At 62.4% G+C, this 18,845-nt stretch carries 25 protein-coding genes; 15 read left to right on the top strand and 10 right to left on the bottom strand.

Translation table 11 applies throughout. The annotated features are described in order from the left end of the window. The first annotated feature begins 156 nt into the window (after positions 1-156). On the top strand, positions 157-585 hold the full coding sequence (locus AC0X69_RS09120; RefSeq protein WP_482613132.1) for a Rieske (2Fe-2S) protein: 429 nt from the start codon (positions 157-159) through the stop codon (positions 583-585). 128 nt (positions 586-713) lie between these two features. Here AC0X69_RS09120 and AC0X69_RS09115 read toward each other — a convergent pair whose 3' ends face one another. Continuing rightward, the gene (locus AC0X69_RS09115) at positions 714-1,427 is read right to left on the bottom strand and encodes a dienelactone hydrolase family protein (protein WP_482613131.1); all 714 of its coding nucleotides are present in this window, start codon (positions 1,425-1,427) and stop codon (positions 714-716) included. A gap of 160 nt (positions 1,428-1,587) precedes the next feature. Next, on the bottom strand, positions 1,588-1,974 hold the full coding sequence (locus tag AC0X69_RS09110; protein ID WP_482613130.1) for an SUF system Fe-S cluster assembly protein: 387 nt from the start codon (positions 1,972-1,974) through the stop codon (positions 1,588-1,590). Positions 1,975-2,189: 215 nt separating this feature from the next. Here AC0X69_RS09110 and AC0X69_RS09105 point away from each other — a divergent pair, with 215 nt between their 5' ends. Continuing rightward, the gene (locus tag AC0X69_RS09105; RefSeq protein WP_482613129.1) at positions 2,190-2,540 is read left to right on the top strand and encodes a (2Fe-2S) ferredoxin domain-containing protein; all 351 of its coding nucleotides are present in this window, start codon (positions 2,190-2,192) and stop codon (positions 2,538-2,540) included. A 14-nt stretch (positions 2,541-2,554) separates the two neighbouring features. Here the strand turns inward: AC0X69_RS09105 and AC0X69_RS09100 are convergent, their stop codons facing one another. Genes AC0X69_RS09100 through AC0X69_RS09090 form a run of 3 tightly spaced genes read right to left on the bottom strand, consistent with a single transcriptional unit; the run spans position 2,555 to position 3,950 of the window. After that, entirely contained in the window at positions 2,555-2,995 is a 441-nt protein-coding gene (locus AC0X69_RS09100; protein ID WP_482613128.1) for a SufE family protein, read from the bottom strand. Positions 2,996-3,010: 15 nt separating this feature from the next. Next, complete coding sequence (locus AC0X69_RS09095) at positions 3,011-3,481, bottom strand: ankyrin repeat domain-containing protein (protein WP_482613127.1); 471 nt, start codon at positions 3,479-3,481, stop codon at positions 3,011-3,013. A gap of 37 nt (positions 3,482-3,518) precedes the next feature. Further along, entirely contained in the window at positions 3,519-3,950 is a 432-nt protein-coding gene (locus tag AC0X69_RS09090) for a response regulator (RefSeq protein WP_482613126.1), read from the bottom strand. Between the two features lie 377 nt (positions 3,951-4,327). Between AC0X69_RS09090 and nifH the strand changes: the two genes are divergently transcribed. From nifH to AC0X69_RS09035, 11 genes are all read left to right on the top strand, one after another. Further along, positions 4,328-5,215 (top strand): nitrogenase iron protein, encoded by an 888-nt coding sequence (nifH, locus tag AC0X69_RS09085; RefSeq protein ID WP_482613125.1) that lies wholly within the window; start codon positions 4,328-4,330, stop codon positions 5,213-5,215. A 73-nt stretch (positions 5,216-5,288) separates the two neighbouring features. Next, a complete protein-coding gene (locus AC0X69_RS09080; RefSeq protein WP_482613124.1) occupies positions 5,289-5,996 on the top strand; it encodes a nitrogen fixation protein NifQ in 708 nt (235 codons plus the stop codon). 137 nt (positions 5,997-6,133) lie between these two features. Further along, positions 6,134-6,454, top strand: coding sequence for a HesB/IscA family protein (locus AC0X69_RS09075; protein WP_482613339.1), 321 nt, complete (start codon positions 6,134-6,136; stop codon positions 6,452-6,454). 81 nt (positions 6,455-6,535) lie between these two features. Further along, entirely contained in the window at positions 6,536-7,735 is a 1,200-nt protein-coding gene (gene nifV, locus AC0X69_RS09070; protein ID WP_482613123.1) for a homocitrate synthase, read from the top strand. Between the two features lie 27 nt (positions 7,736-7,762). Next, positions 7,763-8,539, top strand: a complete 777-nt coding sequence (gene cysE / locus AC0X69_RS09065; RefSeq protein WP_482613122.1) for a serine O-acetyltransferase — start codon at positions 7,763-7,765, stop codon at positions 8,537-8,539. Continuing rightward, entirely contained in the window at positions 8,536-8,877 is a 342-nt protein-coding gene (gene nifW, locus AC0X69_RS09060; protein ID WP_482613121.1) for a nitrogenase stabilizing/protective protein NifW, read from the top strand. Before cysE ends, nifW begins: the two co-directional genes overlap by 4 nt. Before the next feature lie 28 nt (positions 8,878-8,905). Then, positions 8,906-9,748 carry an electron transfer flavoprotein subunit beta/FixA family protein gene (locus AC0X69_RS09055; protein ID WP_482613120.1) on the top strand — a complete coding sequence of 281 codons (843 nt, stop codon included), beginning with the start codon at positions 8,906-8,908 and terminating at the stop codon, positions 9,746-9,748. A gap of 22 nt (positions 9,749-9,770) precedes the next feature. Further along, positions 9,771-10,874, top strand: a complete 1,104-nt coding sequence (locus AC0X69_RS09050; protein WP_482613119.1) for an electron transfer flavoprotein subunit alpha/FixB family protein — start codon at positions 9,771-9,773, stop codon at positions 10,872-10,874. An 11-nt stretch (positions 10,875-10,885) separates the two neighbouring features. Then, a complete protein-coding gene (locus AC0X69_RS09045) occupies positions 10,886-12,193 on the top strand; it encodes an FAD-dependent oxidoreductase (protein ID WP_482613118.1) in 1,308 nt (435 codons plus the stop codon). Between the two features lie 35 nt (positions 12,194-12,228). Next, positions 12,229-12,525 carry a ferredoxin family protein gene (locus AC0X69_RS09040; RefSeq protein ID WP_482613117.1) on the top strand — a complete coding sequence of 99 codons (297 nt, stop codon included), beginning with the start codon at positions 12,229-12,231 and terminating at the stop codon, positions 12,523-12,525. A 41-nt stretch (positions 12,526-12,566) separates the two neighbouring features. Further along, positions 12,567-13,184, top strand: a complete 618-nt coding sequence (locus AC0X69_RS09035; protein ID WP_482613116.1) for a glutathione S-transferase family protein — start codon at positions 12,567-12,569, stop codon at positions 13,182-13,184. A gap of 54 nt (positions 13,185-13,238) precedes the next feature. On the opposite strand, the gene AC0X69_RS09030 is transcribed toward AC0X69_RS09035, so the two are convergent. The 4 genes from AC0X69_RS09030 to AC0X69_RS09015 all read right to left on the bottom strand — a co-directional run bounded on the left by AC0X69_RS09030 (position 13,239) and on the right by AC0X69_RS09015 (position 15,327). Further along, positions 13,239-13,664: a group II truncated hemoglobin gene (locus AC0X69_RS09030; protein WP_482613115.1), complete on the bottom strand. Its 426-nt coding sequence runs from the start codon at positions 13,662-13,664 to the stop codon at positions 13,239-13,241. 10 nt (positions 13,665-13,674) lie between these two features. Continuing rightward, a complete protein-coding gene (locus AC0X69_RS09025; RefSeq protein ID WP_482613114.1) occupies positions 13,675-14,544 on the bottom strand; it encodes a xanthine dehydrogenase in 870 nt (289 codons plus the stop codon). Between the two features lie 76 nt (positions 14,545-14,620). Beyond that, the gene (locus tag AC0X69_RS09020) at positions 14,621-14,935 is read right to left on the bottom strand and encodes a hypothetical protein (RefSeq protein WP_482613113.1); all 315 of its coding nucleotides are present in this window, start codon (positions 14,933-14,935) and stop codon (positions 14,621-14,623) included. A gap of 59 nt (positions 14,936-14,994) precedes the next feature. Next, complete coding sequence (locus AC0X69_RS09015; protein WP_482613112.1) at positions 14,995-15,327, bottom strand: monooxygenase system ferredoxin subunit; 333 nt, start codon at positions 15,325-15,327, stop codon at positions 14,995-14,997. 93 nt (positions 15,328-15,420) lie between these two features. On the opposite strand from AC0X69_RS09015, the gene AC0X69_RS09010 reads away from it, so the two are divergent. After that, positions 15,421-15,861, top strand: a complete 441-nt coding sequence (locus AC0X69_RS09010) for a hypothetical protein (RefSeq protein ID WP_482613338.1) — start codon at positions 15,421-15,423, stop codon at positions 15,859-15,861. A 3-nt stretch (positions 15,862-15,864) separates the two neighbouring features. Here the strand turns inward: AC0X69_RS09010 and AC0X69_RS09005 are convergent, their stop codons facing one another. Then, positions 15,865-17,520 (bottom strand): SagB/ThcOx family dehydrogenase, encoded by a 1,656-nt coding sequence (locus tag AC0X69_RS09005; RefSeq protein ID WP_482613111.1) that lies wholly within the window; start codon positions 17,518-17,520, stop codon positions 15,865-15,867. A gap of 357 nt (positions 17,521-17,877) precedes the next feature. Between AC0X69_RS09005 and AC0X69_RS09000 the strand changes: the two genes are divergently transcribed. After that, positions 17,878-18,840 (top strand): PDR/VanB family oxidoreductase, encoded by a 963-nt coding sequence (locus AC0X69_RS09000; protein ID WP_482613110.1) that lies wholly within the window; start codon positions 17,878-17,880, stop codon positions 18,838-18,840. The last annotated feature ends 5 nt before the right edge of the window (positions 18,841-18,845 follow it).

Below are 18,845 nucleotides of genomic sequence, written 5' to 3'. Positions count from 1 at the left end.
GTGCTCCGTCTCGGCCGGATCTCCGCGGCTATTCGCCGATGGACTTTCAGTCTTGCTTCACGGCGCGCATAGCATGGCGCGTCAATTGCACGAGGCGTCATGCGCTCCTGAGGCAACGTGATCGTGCAAGGGTCGCGCCAGACGCGGAGACGGTGAATGATCGAACTCTATGCGGTTTGCCAGACCGGCGAGATCGAAGACGGCGAGGCCGCCGGCTTCCTGCTGATGCGAATCGAAGAGACCGGCGAGGCGAAGCCCTGGCCAATCCTGATCACGCGCAAGGGCAATAGCTTTTATGGCTTTGAGAACGCCTGTCCACACAAGGGCGAACGTTTGGACGCGGAGCCGGGGCGCTTTCTCAATGAGGAGGGGAATTTCCTGACCTGCGGCCATCATCAGGCGCAATTTGATCTCGACACGGGACACTGTTTCATCGGTCCATGCCAGGGCGAGAAGTTGAAGTCCCTCGAGATCGTCATCGACGACGGCGACGTTTGTCTCACGGGCGTGCAGCTCGCAGAGGAGGATGGTCTGGGTCTCGAGGAGCCGGACGAAGCCCCCGAAGTCATGATCACCTCTGACTGACACTCGCCCAGTCGCCTGCGCACCGCGGCGCTCGGCGAACGCATGCAAATCCGACTGTGCGCGCTACGGAGCGATGGCGGGGACGCGCTCAACCGCTCCAATTCGTAGCCCCGCTCCGAAGCGCATGCTCACGCGTCCGGCGGACCCATATCGTCGCCGCCCTTTTTCTTTTTCTTGTCGGTCTTGGCCTGCGCATAGGCGCCTGAGTTCTTCAGCGCGATCGGCTGCTGACCCTCGACATATTGCGAAATCCAAAACAAGGTGCGCTCGCGCGCTGATTGCGCAGCGGCGGCGTCGAAACTCTCCGCGGCGTCGAAATTGAAGCCGTTGCGGGCCTCGGGATAGGAGAAGGCGCTTACGTCGGGCCGCTGCGCGCGAAATTGGATGATTTCATCCATCGGCAGTGACGGGTCGTTCTCGGGAAAGTGCAGCAGCGTCGGGATTTTCCGCTTCACCCAACGTTCCTCCGAAATTCCGGCGGGATAATAGCTGATCGCGCAGGCGACGTCGCTGAGACGATTGGCCGAAACATACGCGAGATAGCCGCCCCAGTCATAGCCGACGATCGCCACCTTGCCGAGGCTCTTCACGGCGTCGACAGTGGTCTGAATGTCTTGCAAAGCGGTCGTGACGGAAGAGCCGTCGGCCTCGCCCTCCTGCGGCGCGATCGCCGGCGCGATCGCGACGTAACCTTCGGCGGCGAAACTGTCGACTTCCTTCTGCAGATGTGGCGTGACGCCGTAGACGTCTGGGAGCACCACGACGGCCCCCTTCGGAGAGTCGGCGGGTTCGGCGCGATAGGCGGAAAAACTGCGTCCGTCTTCGGAAGTAAGTTCGATCATGACGGCCTCGATGTGCTGGAAGACTGCGGAAGCTCTCAAAGAGAGACCGGCGGAATCATCTCTCGCCTGCACACCTACGTTGCGAATATCATGCCTGTAGTTAAGGAGACGGGTCGTTCGACATGTTCCCGCTTGAATCCTCCCCGCCAAGCCCTTCGATTCAGCAGTCGAAAAACCCCAGTTCCAGCTTCGCCTCGTCGCTCATCATGCTCTGGTGCCACGGCGGATCGAACACGAGACTTATTTTCACGCTCGCGACGCCATCGACCGCGTCGACGGCCTTCTTTGTCATCCCGACCATTTCGCCGGCGACGGGACAGCCCGGAGCGGTCAGCGTCATGTCGATGTCGATGTCGCGTCGATTGATGACGTCGATCCGATAGATCAGCCCCAGATCGTAAATGTTCACTGGAATCTCCGGATCGAATACGGTTCGCAGCGCTGCGACGACGTCTTCATAAAGCGCCTGCGCCTCCGTTGAGTCATCGGCGCGCCCAACACGGCTGTCCGGTTCGGAGAGCTTTGTCATGTCGCTTTGTGATTCCATCTCAGTTTCCTGTATGGCCCGAGTCGAATTCTCGACCGCTCGATGGCAGCGGACTCGATGTCAGCGAGCAAGTAAGGCGCCAGCAGACTTTGTCGTGGCTGGACCGGAATTTGCAATTATTCCACGTTCACGGTCCGCGGCGTCGGGGCGTTTTCGTTACGAAGCGCATGGCTCGCAGGGCGCCTGTTACAATCCTCACAATGACTCGGTGCAGTATGTCGGAAACGTCGGAAGAAGAATTTGAGCTGCCTCAACTTTACAAGCGACATGTCTTTGCGTGTTTCACGCAGCGGCCGCCGAACCATCCGCGCGGCAGCTGCGGCGCGCTCGGCGCGCAGCCGCTTTGGGAGCGGCTGGGCAAGCGCGTCGAAGCCGACGGCGGCGGCGAGATCGGTTTCACCTCCGCGGGCTGCATGGGCTTCTGCTCGGCGGGGCCGCTGATGGTGGTTTATCCAGAGGGCGTCTGGTACCGTCCGACGACGACTGAAGACATCGACGAAATCTACGACTCGCATCTTAAAGGCGGCAAGCGCGTCGACCGCCTGGTGATGATCTTGTCCCGCTGACGAATGTCAGGCGCTCAAGACACCGCGCTGGAGGCTGCGAGCAACTCGCGCGCCTCCGCGTGGATGCGTCCAACCATCGACTTGAAGCCGTTGGAGCGTTGCGGCGTCAGATGATCGCGCAGGCCGAGCCGCTCGAACAGCGCAACGGGATCAGCTTTCAGAATTTCCGCGCCGGTCTTGCCGGAACAGAGCGCCAGCAAGATCGCAACGAGGCCGCGCACGATATGGGCGTCGCTGTCGCCGCGGATCATCAGCGCCGGTTCCCGCCCTTCGGCATGGGAAATTGTCGTCGCCAGCCAGACCTGGCTCGCGCAGCCCGAAACTTTGTTCTCATCATTCTTCAACGCGTCGGGCAGCGGCTCGAGCATCTTGCCAAGTTCGATGACATAGCGGTAGCGGTCCTCCCAATCGTCGAGCAGGGAGAAATTATCGATGATGTCGTCGATCGTCGTCATGTTTCGATCATTCCTTCAGCTTTGCGCGGATCGCCGCCCACGAGACGCGGCGCGCAACACTTGCAGGCATTCGAAGTTCGCCGCGAGATCGAGCGCGGAAAATCCGTCGACGTTTTCCTGCAGGGGATCCGCGCCGAGCGCCAGCAAGAGCGTCACGACCGCAGTCTTGCCCGCGGAAGCCGCATAGATCAGCGCCGTGGAGCCGTCGGCGTTACGATGGTGAATATTGGCTCCGGCCGCGGCGAGCAGCTTGATGGCCTCCACCCCGTCCAGTTTGCACGCCAGCCACACCGCGTCGTTGCCGTCGCGCGTCGTCGCCCCAAGATCGCCGCCTTCCGCGATGATCTCGCGTAACGTGTCGACGTTTGCCTCGGCCGCGGCTCGAAGAAGCGGCGTGAGGCTGCCCGCGCCGATGGCGTTGAGGGCTTCCGGTCGAAAGCCTTGCGTCGTCAGCCATTGCGCCAGCTGCGGGGTAATGCCGTTCACTCCATCGCAGCGCCGCTGATACGTCGGCGCGTTCTAACTAGAGCAGCCCCAGTTGCACGAGCGGCTTGGCGCCGCCCCGCCCGAGGACCGTATCAACTTTCTGCCGAACGTTTTCGATCGTCAGCGGTTTCACCAGCGTTCCATGCGCGCCATATTTCATCGCGTCGACCGCCAGCGCCTCGTCAGCCTTGTCGCAGACGACCAATATGCGCACCCCGCCGAAACGCTCCGCGAAATCCTTCAGGATCGACGCGCCATTGCTCTTTAGAAAGGAAGCGCCGAGCAGAACGACGTCCGGCTTCAGCCAGCCGACGCCTTTGTCATAGGCTTCCTCGATGCTGGCGATTTCGTGGGTTTCGATCTCGTCGTGCAGCATGAACTGGAGCGCCGCGCGCACGATCTCGTCTTCGTCGAGGACGAACACCCGCCGCTGATCGACCGCCTTCGCGGTTTCGACGCCAATCTGCATCCCTGCTCCTTTCGAAGATACGCCGCCAATTGCCGTGTGCAGCATAAGAAGCAAGCTCTGTTCCACGCATCGCGGAATAACCGCGGCGGGCCGATGTTGTGTTCGCAACAATGTCGAGACTGTCGGCTTCCCTCACATACACAATAGATGTTCGTCAGCGCCTATCGATTGATCAATTTCATAAAAAACAATGGACTAGGCGCAAATGCCGCATTGGCATGGCGGTTGCTACCTGTCCAGCGCGAGTGAGGGCTGAGCGCACGCCTACGTTTCGCCGAGCGATGTGTTCCTTCCCGCAACCCGCGACCAGTTTCTGATGCAGAGGAACTGCCCAGCATATCTCTGGGTAGTGTCGAAGGGCTCAAGAGGAGACAGACATGTCGTCACTACGGCAAATCGCATTTTACGGCAAAGGGGGCATCGGCAAGTCGACGACGTCCCAGAACACGCTGGCCGCTCTGGCGGAGATGGGACATCGCATTCTGATCGTTGGTTGCGATCCGAAGGCTGACTCGACGCGCCTCATCCTGCACGCCAAGGCGCAGGACACGATCCTGAGCCTGGCGGCGAACGCCGGCAGCGTCGAGGATCTCGAAATCGAAGACGTGATGAAGGTCGGCTATCGCGACATTCGCTGCGTCGAGTCCGGCGGTCCCGAGCCTGGCGTCGGCTGCGCCGGCCGCGGCGTCATCACCTCGATCAACTTCCTCGAGGAGAACGGCGCTTACGAGGACATCGACTATGTGTCCTATGACGTGCTCGGCGACGTCGTCTGCGGCGGCTTCGCGATGCCGATCCGCGAGAACAAGGCGCAGGAGATCTACATCGTCATGTCCGGCGAGATGATGGCGATGTATGCCGCCAACAACATCTCGAAGGGCATTCTCAAATACGCCAACTCCGGCGGCGTGCGCCTGGGCGGCCTGGTCTGCAACGAGCGTCAGACCGACAAGGAGCTGGAGCTTGCGGAAGCTCTGGCCACGAAGCTCGGCACGCAGCTGATCTATTTCGTGCCGCGCGACAATATCGTTCAGCACGCGGAGCTGCGCCGCATGACGGTTCTGGAATATGCGCCGGAGTCCGATCAGGCGAACCACTACCGCAATCTGGCGACCAGGGTCCACGCCAATCAGGGCAAGGGCATCATCCCGACGCCGATCACGATGGACGAGCTCGAAGACATGCTGATGGAGCACGGCATCATGAAGGCGGTCGACGAGAGCCAGGTCGGCAAGACTGCGTCCGAACTCCAGGCGATCGCCTGATCCACCAATGCTTGCGCGTCGACCTCCCTCAAAAAGGGAGGCCGACGCTCTTTTCTCAGCGGAGCGTGACGTGATGGTGCGCGCCTTTCCGGATATGGACGGCAGAAGCGGCTTCGCGTCTGCGGCGACGGAAAGCGGGCCCAACGTTAGTGACGCGGCGCGCGCCTATCGGGATCTGACCGGGGTCTTGCCAGAGGCGGCAAGCATCGATGGCGACGCCAATTTCGACCGCCACGTTCTGGCTTCGATTCTTGCCTTGGCGTCCAGCGAGGGCGGGCGCCTCGCGACGCAAGCCGGTCTGACGGAAGCGGAACTCGCCGGTCTCTTTTCTTACTGCTTTCCTGCGCGACGCATCGAATCCCGCGGCGAAGACGTGGGGAATCTCGTCGATGCGGACGAAATAGAAATGGTCCGGGAGCTTCTCCTTGAGAACCGCTCCAGCGAGGGCGACTGCGGCCGCTGGCTCGCCGCGATGATTGCGCGCCGCGCGATGGAGCCGAACCATCTCTGGGAGGATCTCGGACTTCGCGACAGATCCGAATTGACGCGGCTGATCGCGCGTCACTTCGCGCCGCTCGCCAGACGCAATGACAAGAACATGCGCTGGAAGCGGTTCATCTATCGCATGATGTGCGAGGACGATGGTTTCGTCATGTGCAGCACGCCGGTGTGCACGAACTGCGCCGATTACGAACTCTGTTATGGCGCGGAATCCGGGAACAGCCGCATTGCGTCGGCGACGCAGCCCCCTGCGACGCCCGACGTCGGACAGATCGTGTAGGTTCATTCGAACAACGTCTGTCGAGTTTTCGACAATTCGCTTAATTGGCTGTCGGACTGGCGGTATCTGGCCAGAGACGGGATGGCATGTCGATTGCTTGTTATAGGCGCAAGCAAATTCATCCCGGAGTATCCAGTATGATCACGGTCTCGCAGGCAGCCGTCGCCGCAGTAAAGGATGCGATGACGCGGGCCTCTCAACGAGAAGGTGGTCTGCGCATCCTGGTCAAGGAAGGCGGCTGCGCCGGCTACGAGTATGTTGTCGATCTTGATCCGCAGCAGAGAACCGATGACACGGTCGTGGAGGCGGACGGCATACGCGTGCTGATCGATCCGGCTTCGCGTCCGCGCCTCGAAGGCATGACGCTTGGCTTTCGTCAGGATCTCGCCGGATCCGGCTTCACCTTTGAAAATCCCAATGCAAGCTCCACCTGCGGCTGTCAAAAGTCCTTCAGCTGACGGCTGCCCGGATGCGTGATGCGGTTGTGCGATTGTTCCTTGGTAGCAGGAAAGCGGCGTCTTGGGCGCTCGTATGAGTCGATGACGAACGACATTCCCATAGAGACTTCGCGCAGTGTCGCCGCTTCGTCGGCGCAGAGCGTGCTGGACGTGGTCTTGAACGACACGACGCTGCGGGACGGCGAACAGGCGCCGGGCGTCGCCTTCACCTGCGAAGAAAAACTCGAGATCGCCCGCGCCCTGGCGCGCGCCGGAGTCACCGAACTCGAAGCCGGCACGCCGGCGATGGGCGGCGTGGAGATCGCGATGATCCGGACGATCGTCGACGCCGAATTGCCGCTGCGGGCGATCGCCTGGTGCCGGATGCGCGTCGAGGACGTCGATGCGGCGCTGGCGTCGGGCGTCTCGATGGTGAATCTGTCCGTGCCAGTCTCCGAGACGCAGATCGGCGCCAAGCTGCGCGGCGGGCGCGCTCAGGCGCTGGAGATGACGCGGCGGGTCGTTGGCTACGCGCACGAGAAGGGCCTCGACGTCGCGGTCGGCGGCGAGGATTCTTCGCGCGCCGAGCCCGAATTCCTGATGGAGATGATGGCGGTCGCGAAAGCCGCCGGCGCCCGCCGGTTCCGCGTCGCCGACACGTTGAGCGTGCTCGATCCTTTCGCCGCGTTCGAGCTGATCGCCAAGCTGCGCGCGGAGAGCGACCTCGAAATTGAAATTCACTGTCACGACGATCTTGGCCTCGCGACCGCCAATACGCTGGCGGGCATTCGGGCGGGCGCGACGCATGCGTCGGTCACCGTCATCGGACTCGGCGAGCGCGCCGGCAATGCGCCGCTGGAGGAAGTGGCCGTAGCTGCGCGTCAGCTGCACAAATACGAAACCGGCATTGTGCTCACCGAATTGCGCAACGTCGCGGCGCTGGTCTCCGCCGCGGCGCGGCGACCGATTCCGCTGAACAAATCCATCGTCGGCGAGCACGCCTTCACACATGAATCCGGGATTCACGTCGACGGGCTGCTTAAAGACCCAAGCACCTATGAAGCCTTCGATCCCGGCGTGCTCGGCCGCGCGCATGAAATCGTGATCGGCAAACATTCCGGCTCGGCGGCCGTCACTGCGATGCTGCGACGATTGAATTTATCGGTGAACGTCGAGGAGATCGGCGAAATCGTCTCCTGCGTGCGCGCGCATGCGCTCGATCACAAGGGGCCGGTCAGCGGCGAGGCCTTGACTTCGATCTGGCGCAGCGTCTGCGCGAGCGCGCACGCGAGAGGCATGTGAGGCGTCATGCTCGAACGAGTCGCCACCATGACGGACGATGCGGGGCGCGCTGAGGCGTCGACAGCGCCGAAAGAACCCACGCGTTTGCAACTGATCCGCGAGGACCTGGCTTGTGTCGCGACGCGCGATCCCGCCGCCCGCGGACGTTTCGAGACGCTGCTCACCTATCCCGGGCTGCATGCCGTCATCTGGCATCGCCTCGCCAACTGGCTGTGGATCAATGATCATCGCTTTGGCGCGCGTCTCCTCTCCTGGCTCGCGCGCTTGCTGACCAATGTGGACATTCATCCTGGCGCGACGATCGGCCGACGCTTTTTCATCGATCATGGCGCCGGCGTCGTCATCGGCGAGACAGCGGTCGTCGGCGATGACGTGACGCTCTATCATGGCGTAACGCTCGGCGGCGTGTCCTGGTCGCCCGGCAAGCGCCATCCGACGCTTGAAGACGAAGTGATCGTCGGGGCCGGCGCGAAGATTCTCGGGCCAATCACCATCGGCCGTAATGCGCGCGTCGGGGCCAATTCCGTCGTGATCGAAAGCGTGATGCGCGATGCGACGGTGGTCGGCATTCCGGCGAAGGTCGTGCATCGCGACATTGGCCGCTGCACGTTCGACGGCCGCATCAACCTCAATCACCACCTGATGCCAGATCCGGTTGGCGAGGCGTTCTCGGTTCTGCTCGATCGCGTCGAGTTTCTGGAGACGCGCGTGTCGCATCTGCAGAGGCGCCTGCGAGAGCGCGAACGGACACTCAAGGCGCCCGATGGCGCCGCGCCAAAGGGGGACGCGGCGGAAATCGCATGAAGGAGACCGAAATGTCCGAGCCCGCCATTCTGGAGCAATTGAAAAAGGCGTCCTGCGCCGAAGAATTCTTCGCGCTGCTCGGCGTCGATTTCGATCCGAAGGTCGTCAATGTCGCGCGTCTCCATATCCTGCGGCGCATGGGGCAGTATCTGTTCAGCGAGGATCTCTGCGAATTGGACGAAGCCACGGTGACCCAGCGCTGCAGGGACTTCCTGGAGCGCGCCTATCAGGACTTCTTGACGTCGACGCCGATAAACGAGCGCCTGTTCAAGGTCCACAAGGACGCCGTCAAGCCGGCGCCGACGCCGAATCTCGTGCAGCTCAACGTTCTGAAGTGAACGCTCAAGGATAACGGGGACCATTCGAATGCATATCGTCGTCTGCATGAAGCAAGTGCCCGACTCGGCGCAGATTCGCGTTCACCCGGTGACCAACACGATCATGCGCCAGGGCGTTCCGACCATCATCAACCCCTATGATCTCTTTGCGATCGAAGAGGCTCTGCGGCTGCGCCAGCAGTTCGGCGGCGAAGTCACCATTCTCACCATGGGTCCGCCCTCCGCCGAGGACAGCCTCCGCAAGGCGTTGAGCTTTGGCGCCGATCGCGCGGTGCTCCTGACTGACCGCTTCTTCGCCGGCGCCGACACGCTGGCGACGACCTATGCGCTGGCGACCGCGATTCGCAAGATCGGCGTCGAGTTCGGCCCGCCCAACATCGTCTTCACAGGCAAGCAGACGATCGACGGGGACACGGCGCAGGTGGGGCCGGGCGTCGCCAAGCGGCTTGGCCTGATGCAGCTCACCTATGTCTCGCACATCGACGCAGTCGATCTTGAGGCCGGCACGATCGACGTCGAGCGGCGCAGCGAAGGCGGCGTGCAGAAGCTGCGCAGCAAGATGCCCTGCCTGATCTCCATCCTCGAAGGCGTCAACGAGCTGCGCATTGGTTCGCTGAGCGACGCATTGGCTGCGGCGCGCGCGACGATCGTCAAATGGAGCGCGCAGGACGCCGGCGTCGAGGACATCACCAAATGCGGCCTGCGCGGGTCGCCGACCATCGTCAAGCGCGTCTTCGCGCCGAAGCCGCGTGCGGAAAAAGCCCAATTCATTGAACTTGGCGACAAGCCTGGAGACGCCTTCGTCGATGAATTGTTCAAGCGCCGACCCGCGCTCGAAGCCGAGCTCGGCCAATTGACCCGCGGCTATTGATCTCGAAACAGGAGCGCCACTGATGAACGACACACCAAAGGCTCCTGCTCCGGCGGGGCGCGCCGCGGCGAAGAAAGAGCTGCCCGAACATCTCAAAGCCTACAAGCATGTCTGGGTCTTCATCGAGCAGGAGCGCGGACAGGCGCACCCGGTGTCGTGGGAGTTGATGGGCGCCGGGCGGATTCTCGCCAATAAGCTCGGGGTCAATCTCGCCGCGGTGGTCATCGGCGCGCGCAACGAAGCGACGCAGGCCGTCGTGCGGGAAAGCTTTAACTATGGCGCAGACGTCGCCTACCTCGTCGAGGACGACATCCTCGCCGATTATCGCAACGAGAGCTACACCAAGGCGATGACGGATCTCGTCAACGCCTATCAGCCGGAAATCCTGCTGCTCGGCGCGACGATTTTGGGGCGCGACCTCGCCGGCTCGGTGGCGACCACGCTGCTGACCGGCCTCACCGCCGATTGTACGGAACTCGACGTCGACGCGGAAGGCTCGCTCGCCGCGACGCGTCCGACGTTCGGCGGCTCGCTGCTCTGCACGATCTTCACGCTGAACTACCGTCCGCAGATGGCGACCGTGCGTCCGCGCGTAATGCCGATGCCGGAGCGCGTCGAAAAGCCGATCGGCCGCGTCGTCGAACATCCTCTCAACATGATGGAAGACGACATTGTCACGAAAGTGCTGTCGTTTCTGCCTGACCGCGATTCGACAAAATCCAACCTGGCCTTCGCCGACGTGGTCGTCGCGGGCGGCCTCGGTCTCGGCTCTCCGGAAAATTTCCAACTTGTGCGTCAGCTCGCGAGCGCGATCGGCGCGGAATTCGGCTGTTCACGCCCGCTCGTGCAGAAGGGATGGGTCAGCTCCGATCGACAGATCGGCCAGACCGGCAAGACCATCCGCCCCAAACTCTATATCGCGGCGGGGATTTCTGGCGCGATTCAACATCGCGTCGGCGTCGAGGGCGCGGATTACATCGTCGCGATCAACACCGACAAGAATGCGCCGATCTTCGACTTCGCTCATCTCGGGATCGTCACCGACGCGGTACGGCTTTTGCCTGCCCTCACTGAAGCGTTCTCGAAACGATTGTCTCCGCATCAGCGCGATCGTCTAGCGAGCTAGAGGAGATAGGCATGATCGACGAAAGATTCGACGCGATCGTTGTTGGCGCCGGCATGGCCGGCAACGCCGCCGCTCTCACGCTGGCGCGCAAAGGCCTCAAGGTCCTGCAGTTGGAGCGCGGCGAATATTCCGGCTCCAAGAACGTGCAGGGTGCGATCCTCTATTCCGACATGCTCGAGAAGCTTGTCCCGGACTTCCGCGAAGATGCGCCGCTGGAGCGCCATCTGGTCGAGCAGCGCTTCTGGATGATGGACGACAACTCCCATACGGGACTGCATTACCGCTCCGATGAATTCAACGAGGAGCGTCCCAATCGCTACACGATCATCCGCGCGCAATTCGACAAATGGTTCTCCAAGAAGGTTCAGGAGGCCGGCGCGGTCGTGCTGTGCGAAACAACAGTCGTCGAATTGTTGCAGGACGCCTACGGGAAAGTGATCGGCGTGCGCACCGACCGCAAGAACGGACAGGTCGGCGCAGACGTCGTCGTGCTGGCGGAAGGCGTCAGCGGGCTCCTCGGCACAAGAGCCGGACTGCGCAAGACGCCTGACAAGAACAATGTCGCTCTGGCGGTGAAGGAAATGCACTTCCTTCCGCAGGAAACGTTGGAAGCCCGCTTCAATTTGCGCGGCGACGAGGGTGTGGTCATCGAGGCGGTCGGCACCATCTCGCAGGGCATGACCGGCATGGGTTTCATTTACACCAACAAGGAGTCCATCTCGCTCGGCATCGGCTGTCTCGTCGCGGACTTCGAGAAGACGGGACAGACGCCGTACGGACTGTTGGAGAAGTTCAAGCAGCATCCCTCCGTGGCGGCGCTCATCGCAGGCTCGGAAGTCAAGGAATACGCCGCGCATCTGATCCCCGAGGGCGGCTTCAAGGCGATCCCGCAGCTCTATGGCGACGGCTGGGTCGTCGTTGGCGACGCCGCGCAATTGAACAACGCCGTGCATCGCGAGGGATCAAATCTCGCGATGACCTCCGGACGTCTCGCCGCGGAAGCGATCTTCCAGATCAAATCGCGCCGCGATCCGATGACCAAGGAAAATCTCGCGCTCTACAAGAAGATGCTCGATGAGTCCTTCGTGATGAAGGATCTGAAGAAGTATCGCGACATGCCGGACCTGCTCCACATCCAGGCGCAGAACTTCTTCCTCACCTATCCGCAGCTCGTCTCCAAGGCGATGACGAATTTTCTTCGCGTCGACGGCACGCCGAAACGCGAAAAGGAGAAGACCACGTTCCGCTCCTTCCTCGCGGCGCGTTCGCTGACTGGTTTGGTCGGCGACGCCTTTCGTCTGGCGCGCGCGTGGAGGTAGTCGGGCGCGATGCCCTCTAGCAACGGAGAAGGACAATGAGCGCAGATTCAGCTGTCCGGGTGGAGGACAAGCTATACCTCAATCGCTATCTCGTCGACGCCGGCCGCGCCCACATCAAGGTGCGTCCGCACAGCAAGCCTTCGCCGCAACTGCTCAGCCTGCTGAACGTCTGTCCGGCGCATTGTTATGAAATGAACTCGGCGGGGCAGGTCGAGATCGCCACGGACGGCTGCGTCGAATGCGGCACTTGCCGGATCATCGCCGAGCCGAGCGGCGACATCGAATGGAACTATCCGCGCGGCGGCTATGGCGTGCTGTTCAAATTCGGCTGAGATCGCTTCCGCCGATCGGACGCCCGCCAAGCGAGCCGGGAATGAAATTTTACATGACGCCCGGATCCTGCTCCACGGGCATACACATTCTACTGGAAGAGATCGGGCTGGTCTTCGAGGCCTATATCGTCAATCTCGTCAAAGGCGATCACCTCAAGCCGGATTATCTGGCGATTAACCCGAATGGGACGATACCGACTCTTCTGCGCGACGACGGCGTCGCGCTGACGGATTTTCACTCGATCGCCTTATGGCTCGCGGAGGCCTATCCGCGCCGCAAGCTGCTACCGGAGGACGCGGAAGCGCGCGAGGCGGCGCTGGGCGCCATGCGCTTCTGCGTCCAGCACATTCACGGCGAAGGCTTTCGACGCGTGTTCACGCCGGAGCGCTATGCCGGGCGGCAGCGCGACGTACAGGCGATCAAGACCGAAGGACGCGAGATCGTCGCATCGGCGCTGATCGCGATCGATGCTGAACTCGCGGGCAAGGACTATGTCGCCGGCGGCTTTTCGATCGCCGATGCGGCGCTGTTCTATGTGGAGTTCTGGGCTGACAAGACCGGCATGACGCTGCCCCGTAACTGCCGGGCGCATTATGAGCGCATGAAAATGCGTCCAGCCGTCCGCCAGGTGCTCGCTGAGGAAGGTTATCGCAGCTGATGTGATGCGCGCGCTAGGACAGGGGGTCCTCTGAGAGGCGCAGCTGCTCCGCGCTCAATGACGCTTGTCATGCGCATTATCCGGGTCATTGCGCATCCAATCGGCGAGCTTAGCGAGATTTTCGCGCAGACCTTCGCGTATGCCCGCGTCTTCGATCGTCGCATCCAGCGCGCCGTTCATGCACAGCATCCAGGCGTCACGCTCGGCCGGACCGATTTGCAAATGCCCATGCCGCATACGCAGGCGTGGATGTCCCTTCTTGGCGGAATATTCCTTGGGGCCGCCGAGCCACTCGGCCAGATAGACCTTCAAAATGGCGCGCGTCGGTCCCAGGTCATCCGCGTGAATGGCGCGTATGTCGCGTGCTTCCGGTAGTTCATCCATGTTGCGATAGAAGGTGTCGACAAGCCGGTCGATCGTGTCGGAGCCGCCGATACGGTCGTAGATCGATACGGAATTGTCGAGCGTGGCCGTGGTCACAGCTTAAGCCTCAATGGTAACTTTCGGTAACGGGCCGCGCCCAGAAGCGTTGGTGGGCGGCCTTGGCGATCACGCGGAAGGCGGCGTCCGCTATGGCGCGTCCATGTTCGTCTGAGCCCGTCCAATTTGAGGCGCGCCCACGTGGATCGACTTCGACGAGTTTGACGTTTTGTGGCACGACGGCGCCGTCGCGCGCAATGCCGCGCAGGAATCCGTCCATCGGCGAAAGCACACGATGACCGTCGAGGAGCCCCAGGAGATAATCCTTGAAGGTTCGCGCGCCGATGTCGAGCGGCGTGCGCCAGACGCCCGCTCGTGCGGAATACACGAAGCGGCCGCGGCCGACGCCGCCGAGGTAGCGCGGAATATGGTCCTTGGGCCGGGTTTCGCCGCTCTCGACAAGTTCGCCGGCATGTTCGGGATGCGTCTCTATGGCGACGTCGCAGTTCAGGCCGGCATTGAAACCGGGGCCGAGGCCGATGGCCAGATTGGCGATGTTGCGCAGATTCGTGGTCATGCAGTTTTTCTGCATCCGGGCGTCGATCAGCGCGTCGGGCGTGCGGAGCGCGATGAGATCGGTCAGTTGCAGCGAGGTTACTGCGACGACCCCAGTTCGCGTCAACACCTGTACGATTTCCAGCGCAGTCTCGCCGCGGCGACCCTGAATGCCATCGACCTCGGCGCGATCCTGGAAAAGAGCGTCGTGGAAGGCCATGCCGCGCCGGATGATGGGCGGGTTAGGGTCATGACTGAGCACGACGCGGCAGCCTTCCCGCGTCAGGCGCGCAGCGACCGCCGACGCAATCTCATTCGTGCCCAGAACGATCACGAAAGGCGCGCTTCGACTGGACAAAAATTCGCGGAATCGCTCGTGTGACATCGTCCCCCTGCGCTCGGCAAAAGCAAAAAGCGCACCAGCGACTGAAGCGGCGCGCGTCGCTCGGCGTCGGAATTCGCTACAAAGCCACGTAAACGAATTTTCCTGCTTTCGGCTGTGGATAGTTTTCGCGCAGGGCTTTCGCGATTTTTTCGACGAGGCTCTTGTCGGCGGCGGCCGAAGCGCCGACGAAATCTGTACCCTGCATCCAGGTTTCGAAGAAACAATGCAGCGACTCGTCATAGTCCGCGCCGGTGGGATTGGCGGTCTTGTCGCTAAGATCGGCGACGCCTTCGGCGCTGACCTCGAGCCGCCAGTCGCGATCGTCTTCGACGGAAGCCATCAGCCTGGCGAGATCGTCGTTCGTCCAATCCGTCTTCAAATCCACCGCCATGCTCGCCAACCTTTTCTGACGCGATCGCGCCTGCGAAATATACGGACCAGAGTTGCTTTTCAGGGTTCTGCGAAGATCGGCGCGACGCCTTCGGCGTCGATATAGACGACGCCGTCTTCAATCCGGAGGGGATATTCGGCAAGCGGCGTCGCATGCGGATGGGTGGGCTGGCCGCTGTTCAAGTCCCAGGACCACAAATGCCGCGGACAGGTGAGCGTCGCCCCGTCGAAATCGGCGTCCGCCAAGGGGATGTTGGCGTGCGGACAGACTCCCTGAAACGCCCTGACGATGCCGTTTTCCGGCCAGGCGAGAACGATCAGTTGCGCGTCGGCGATGACAATGCGCATCCCGCCCTCCATGAGGGTGTCTTCCTTGCAGACGCGAACGAACATGAGGGCGCTCCGTAAGGCTGGCTGCGAATTTGCTTCGACGGCGAGCAAGATTCGAGCCGCTATCGCCGGAGGCAGGGGAGACTGCGCGTGACTATGGAAGACACGGCGTTGCTGGAGTCAGCGAGCTGCGTCAACGCCGTACCCGCGCTGCGCATTCCTATGGGGTTCCGCTTGCTGGCGCTGCGCTGCTTTCACAACGATCCTGATCCGCCTTCCTTTGCCTGGCTGAACCAGCGCATCTTTCGCACGCCGGATCGCATGGGCCGGCACGGGCTGTTTTTTGGCGCCGCCTTTCGCCCCGAAGTCATGGACTGGCTGATCGCGCGCGTCGGCCGGCCGTCCTCGCGCGAGAGCGGCAAGCCGCTGCGCAATCCCGATTGGCCAGAGGTTGTCTGGCGTCGCACGGAACGCGTCTGGCCTGACGCTACGCGCACCACTGAATGGTCGATAGAGGTCGTCTTTGCGAACGAGTCGCTGGCGAACGCCTTCCGCGAGCGCTGGCGGGAGCGGCTGGCCGGCAAATCCGATGGTTGAAGCTTACGTTCGCGCGCGCAGTTCTTCGGGGTAGGCGGGGAGCGTCAATATGCGTGCGTCTTCCAGCGCGGCGCCGACGGTGAAGTGGTAGACGTCCTGAAAGGCGTATTGTTCTGGCGACAGGCCAAGCATCGCGTGGATCTCGTCGTCGAAGAAGCAACCAATGCCCGTGCCGGAAAGGCCGATGGCGCTGGCCCAGAGATAGAGCGCCTGGCCGATCGCGCCGGCCTCCCAGTGCAGCCGGCGATAGCCGAAGTCGCCGTCTTCTCGAAGCGTGCGGTCGAAATCGGCGATCATCGCAATGGAAAAACAGCCCTTGCCGGCGATCGCCTGGCGGCAGGCGTTCATGCTCGCCTCGCGTTCGACAGAGCCGCGCCGCAGACGGAAGAGTTTGAGAGGGCCGATCTCCATCGGCGTCCAAAGCAAGGCCAGCGCCGACATCTCGCGCAGCCGCGCGACGGCTTCGGCGTCGCGTTGCAGAAGGTAGAGACCCGGCTCCAGGCCATCGACGCGATGCACGAAGAGCAGCAGGTTCAGGCGTGGCGGCCATGAGAAGGGCGCAAGGCATGGCTCGGCGCCGGGAAGCGTCGCCGCGAGCATCGCGCAAAACGCTTCATGCGAAAGGCGTGCGACGCCGTCCATGCGTTGCGCGCTGCGCCGACGCCGCACCACGCGCCCGATGTCCGGCAGCGGGAAAGGGACTGCGGGCTTTGGCGCAAGTGGCGACACGCGCTCCAGCGCCGGCGTGCGGGTCTTGACGCATAGTCGCGTGGCCCGGTCGACGAGCGGCCAGCCGTCGTGATCTTCGCTCAAGCGATTTGCGGCTCCCGTCCACGCGCGCGGCGCTTGCGCCAGCCGCGCGACGTCTATGACGGGCGGCGCATTCGCATCCGTGGCGATCCACAACAGCGCATCGGGATGTTCTTCTTCGCGCCGATGCGCGGCGTCCGGCCGATCGAGACCGAGGAGCGCCGCGATTGCAGCGTCGCCAGGTTCACACAGGAGATGCGCGCGCCAGCCGAGCGCGACGGCGGCCTGCGCCGCGGCGGCGATCGCATGGCCGACATCGAGCTGGCAATAGCGAAACGCGCGCTCGCCATATTTCCAGCTCTCGCGCCACGCCACCGAACTCAGACCGAGCACGAAGCCGCCCTCGGGAAGAACGCCCGGCTTTTCAAAGACAGCGCGACGTTCCAGCGCATGATCTTCCGGCGCATAGTGATGAAGGGCGGCGTATTCGCCGAGCCCCTCGGCGGCGTTGGCGAGGAGATAGATTTCGGTCGGATGCAGGTTGCCGGAAGATGGATTGTTGCGCAGCGCCCAAGCCGAGCCTTCGTAAGATTTCCAGGCGCTGATTCCGAAGCCGAGCTCCAGAAACAGGCCGAGCGCCATGCGGTCCAGCGGGGCGGAGCGCAGCGCAGGGCCCGGGAAGGGCGCGGTCTCTTCGCGATCGCGCAGCGGCAGTTCGATGCGCGGCGCGCCGTCGAAGCGGCGGAAGGGCGAAGGCTGCGAGGACCAATCGAGAAAGGCCGGCCCGAGCGCATAGCGCGTCGGCGCATGTTTGGTGCGCTTGTGATAGCCGCGGATGTCGCTTGGCAGCGCGTCGGCGTCCACCAGCCGTTCCTGCAGACTCTGGATTTCAGTCTCCGCTTCAGCCATGCGGCCTCCTCATCGCATCGTCAATTCAAGAACGGCGCCCAGTTTGGGGCGTTGAGAATGGCAAGCGAGATCAAGGGTTTTTTGTCGCGTGCGCAAGGATGCCGCGCTCGGCTTTGGCCGGTTGGCGACATTGTCGGTTCCCCGCCAGCCTAAGCGCGCGAAGATGACTTCGCATTCGCCGTCGGATGCGCGGATGCCGCACAGCGAGGTCGCACCACGTGCGCTCGAGGCGCTGTTCGCGGGACGCGACAGCCGCCAGCGGGCGAGGGCCTTGATCCCTGGCGCGATCTGCGGCGATCGCAGGGTATGCTTCTTGCTACTTTCTGCGCTCTGTTTCGCATCTGATCGGACGACGCGATGGACGACGCCCTGCGTGAAGTGATTGTGGCCAAGAAGACGGAAGAGGCCCACAATATGGCCTCGTTCGAACTGGTCGATCCAACTGGCGCCGAGCTGCCGGCCTTCTCGCCTGGCGCGCATGTCGACGTCACGCTTCCCGGCGGCTTGGTGCGCCAATATTCCTTGTGCAACAGCGCGACGGAACGCCATCGCTATGTCATCGGCGTATGGAATGACGCCAATAGCCGCGGCGGCTCCAAGGCGCTGCACACCCAGGTGAATGTCGGCGACAAATTACAGGTGGGCTTGCCGAGAAATCGGTTTCGCGCGCCGCGGCAAACGAAGCGGGCGATCCTGATGGCGCGAGGCATCGGCGTGACGCCGATCCTGAGCATCGCGGATCATCTCAAGCGCCAGGACATTCCGTTCGAGCTGCACTACGTCTACGCGATGATGTCGCCGGGCTCCTTCAGCGAGATGATCGCGACATCAAACTTCGCCGACGACACGAACTATTATTATGAGGCGAGCGAACGCGATCAGCTGCTCAATCCCGCCGCTCTCCTGCAGGACCAGCCGGAAGACACGCAGCTTTTCATCTGTGGCGTTGACTGGTGGCAGGATCCGATCATCAACCTGGCGGAGCAGAAGGGCTTCACGAAGGAGCGGATCCACGTCGAAAGATTCACGGCGAAAGTGCCGCCGGCGGCGCTCGACAAGGTCTTCGAAGTTAAAATCGCCAGCACTGGAGCCGTGTATAAAATCCCCGGCGACAAGACCGTCACGGCTTTCCTCGAGGAGCAGGGCGTGAAGATCCCCACGTCCTGCGAGCAAGGCATGTGTGGAACCTGCAAGGTCCAGGTCATCGAAGGCGAGGCGGACCATCGCGACAAGCGTCTTTCCGATCAGGAAAAGGCGGAAGGCTTTTTTCTGGCCTGCGTATCGCGGGCCAAGAGCGACCTGCTGGTTCTGAATTTGTAACCCCG

The organism is Methylocystis sp. Uni0008, assembly GCF_056838045.1.
Note: the sequence above shows the minus strand (reverse complement) of the source record. Positions and strands in the feature narration are given on the sequence as shown.

Excerpts from the sequence above, each read along its gene's own strand:
- AC0X69_RS09055 (WP_482613120.1), top strand. The coding sequence starts at position 8,906 with ATGCATATCGTCGTCTGCATGAAGCAAGTGCCCGACTCGGCGCAGATT.
- AC0X69_RS09035 (WP_482613116.1), top strand. The coding sequence starts at position 12,567 with ATGAAATTTTACATGACGCCCGGATCCTGCTCCACGGGCATACACATT.
- AC0X69_RS09080 (WP_482613124.1), top strand. The coding sequence starts at position 5,289 with ATGGTGCGCGCCTTTCCGGATATGGACGGCAGAAGCGGCTTCGCGTCT.
- AC0X69_RS09015 (WP_482613112.1), bottom strand. The coding sequence starts at position 15,327 with ATGTTCGTTCGCGTCTGCAAGGAAGACACCCTCATGGAGGGCGGGATG.
- AC0X69_RS09105 (WP_482613129.1), top strand. The coding sequence starts at position 2,190 with ATGTCGGAAACGTCGGAAGAAGAATTTGAGCTGCCTCAACTTTACAAG.
- AC0X69_RS09005 (WP_482613111.1), bottom strand. The coding sequence starts at position 17,520 with ATGGCTGAAGCGGAGACTGAAATCCAGAGTCTGCAGGAACGGCTGGTG.
- cysE (WP_482613122.1), top strand. The coding sequence starts at position 7,763 with ATGACGGACGATGCGGGGCGCGCTGAGGCGTCGACAGCGCCGAAAGAA.
- AC0X69_RS09050 (WP_482613119.1), top strand. The coding sequence starts at position 9,771 with ATGAACGACACACCAAAGGCTCCTGCTCCGGCGGGGCGCGCCGCGGCG.
- nifW (WP_482613121.1), top strand. The coding sequence starts at position 8,536 with ATGAAGGAGACCGAAATGTCCGAGCCCGCCATTCTGGAGCAATTGAAA.
- AC0X69_RS09020 (WP_482613113.1), bottom strand. The coding sequence starts at position 14,935 with ATGGCGGTGGATTTGAAGACGGATTGGACGAACGACGATCTCGCCAGG.
- AC0X69_RS09110 (WP_482613130.1), bottom strand. The coding sequence starts at position 1,974 with ATGGAATCACAAAGCGACATGACAAAGCTCTCCGAACCGGACAGCCGT.
- AC0X69_RS09045 (WP_482613118.1), top strand. The coding sequence starts at position 10,886 with ATGATCGACGAAAGATTCGACGCGATCGTTGTTGGCGCCGGCATGGCC.
- AC0X69_RS09100 (WP_482613128.1), bottom strand. The coding sequence starts at position 2,995 with ATGACGACGATCGACGACATCATCGATAATTTCTCCCTGCTCGACGAT.
- AC0X69_RS09000 (WP_482613110.1), top strand. The coding sequence starts at position 17,878 with ATGGACGACGCCCTGCGTGAAGTGATTGTGGCCAAGAAGACGGAAGAG.
- AC0X69_RS09090 (WP_482613126.1), bottom strand. The coding sequence starts at position 3,950 with ATGCAGATTGGCGTCGAAACCGCGAAGGCGGTCGATCAGCGGCGGGTG.
- AC0X69_RS09010 (WP_482613338.1), top strand. The coding sequence starts at position 15,421 with ATGGAAGACACGGCGTTGCTGGAGTCAGCGAGCTGCGTCAACGCCGTA.
- AC0X69_RS09025 (WP_482613114.1), bottom strand. The coding sequence starts at position 14,544 with ATGTCACACGAGCGATTCCGCGAATTTTTGTCCAGTCGAAGCGCGCCT.
- nifV (WP_482613123.1), top strand. The coding sequence starts at position 6,536 with ATGACGAACGACATTCCCATAGAGACTTCGCGCAGTGTCGCCGCTTCG.
- AC0X69_RS09115 (WP_482613131.1), bottom strand. The coding sequence starts at position 1,427 with ATGATCGAACTTACTTCCGAAGACGGACGCAGTTTTTCCGCCTATCGC.
- AC0X69_RS09120 (WP_482613132.1), top strand. The coding sequence starts at position 157 with ATGATCGAACTCTATGCGGTTTGCCAGACCGGCGAGATCGAAGACGGC.
- AC0X69_RS09075 (WP_482613339.1), top strand. The coding sequence starts at position 6,134 with ATGATCACGGTCTCGCAGGCAGCCGTCGCCGCAGTAAAGGATGCGATG.
- nifH (WP_482613125.1), top strand. The coding sequence starts at position 4,328 with ATGTCGTCACTACGGCAAATCGCATTTTACGGCAAAGGGGGCATCGGC.
- AC0X69_RS09040 (WP_482613117.1), top strand. The coding sequence starts at position 12,229 with ATGAGCGCAGATTCAGCTGTCCGGGTGGAGGACAAGCTATACCTCAAT.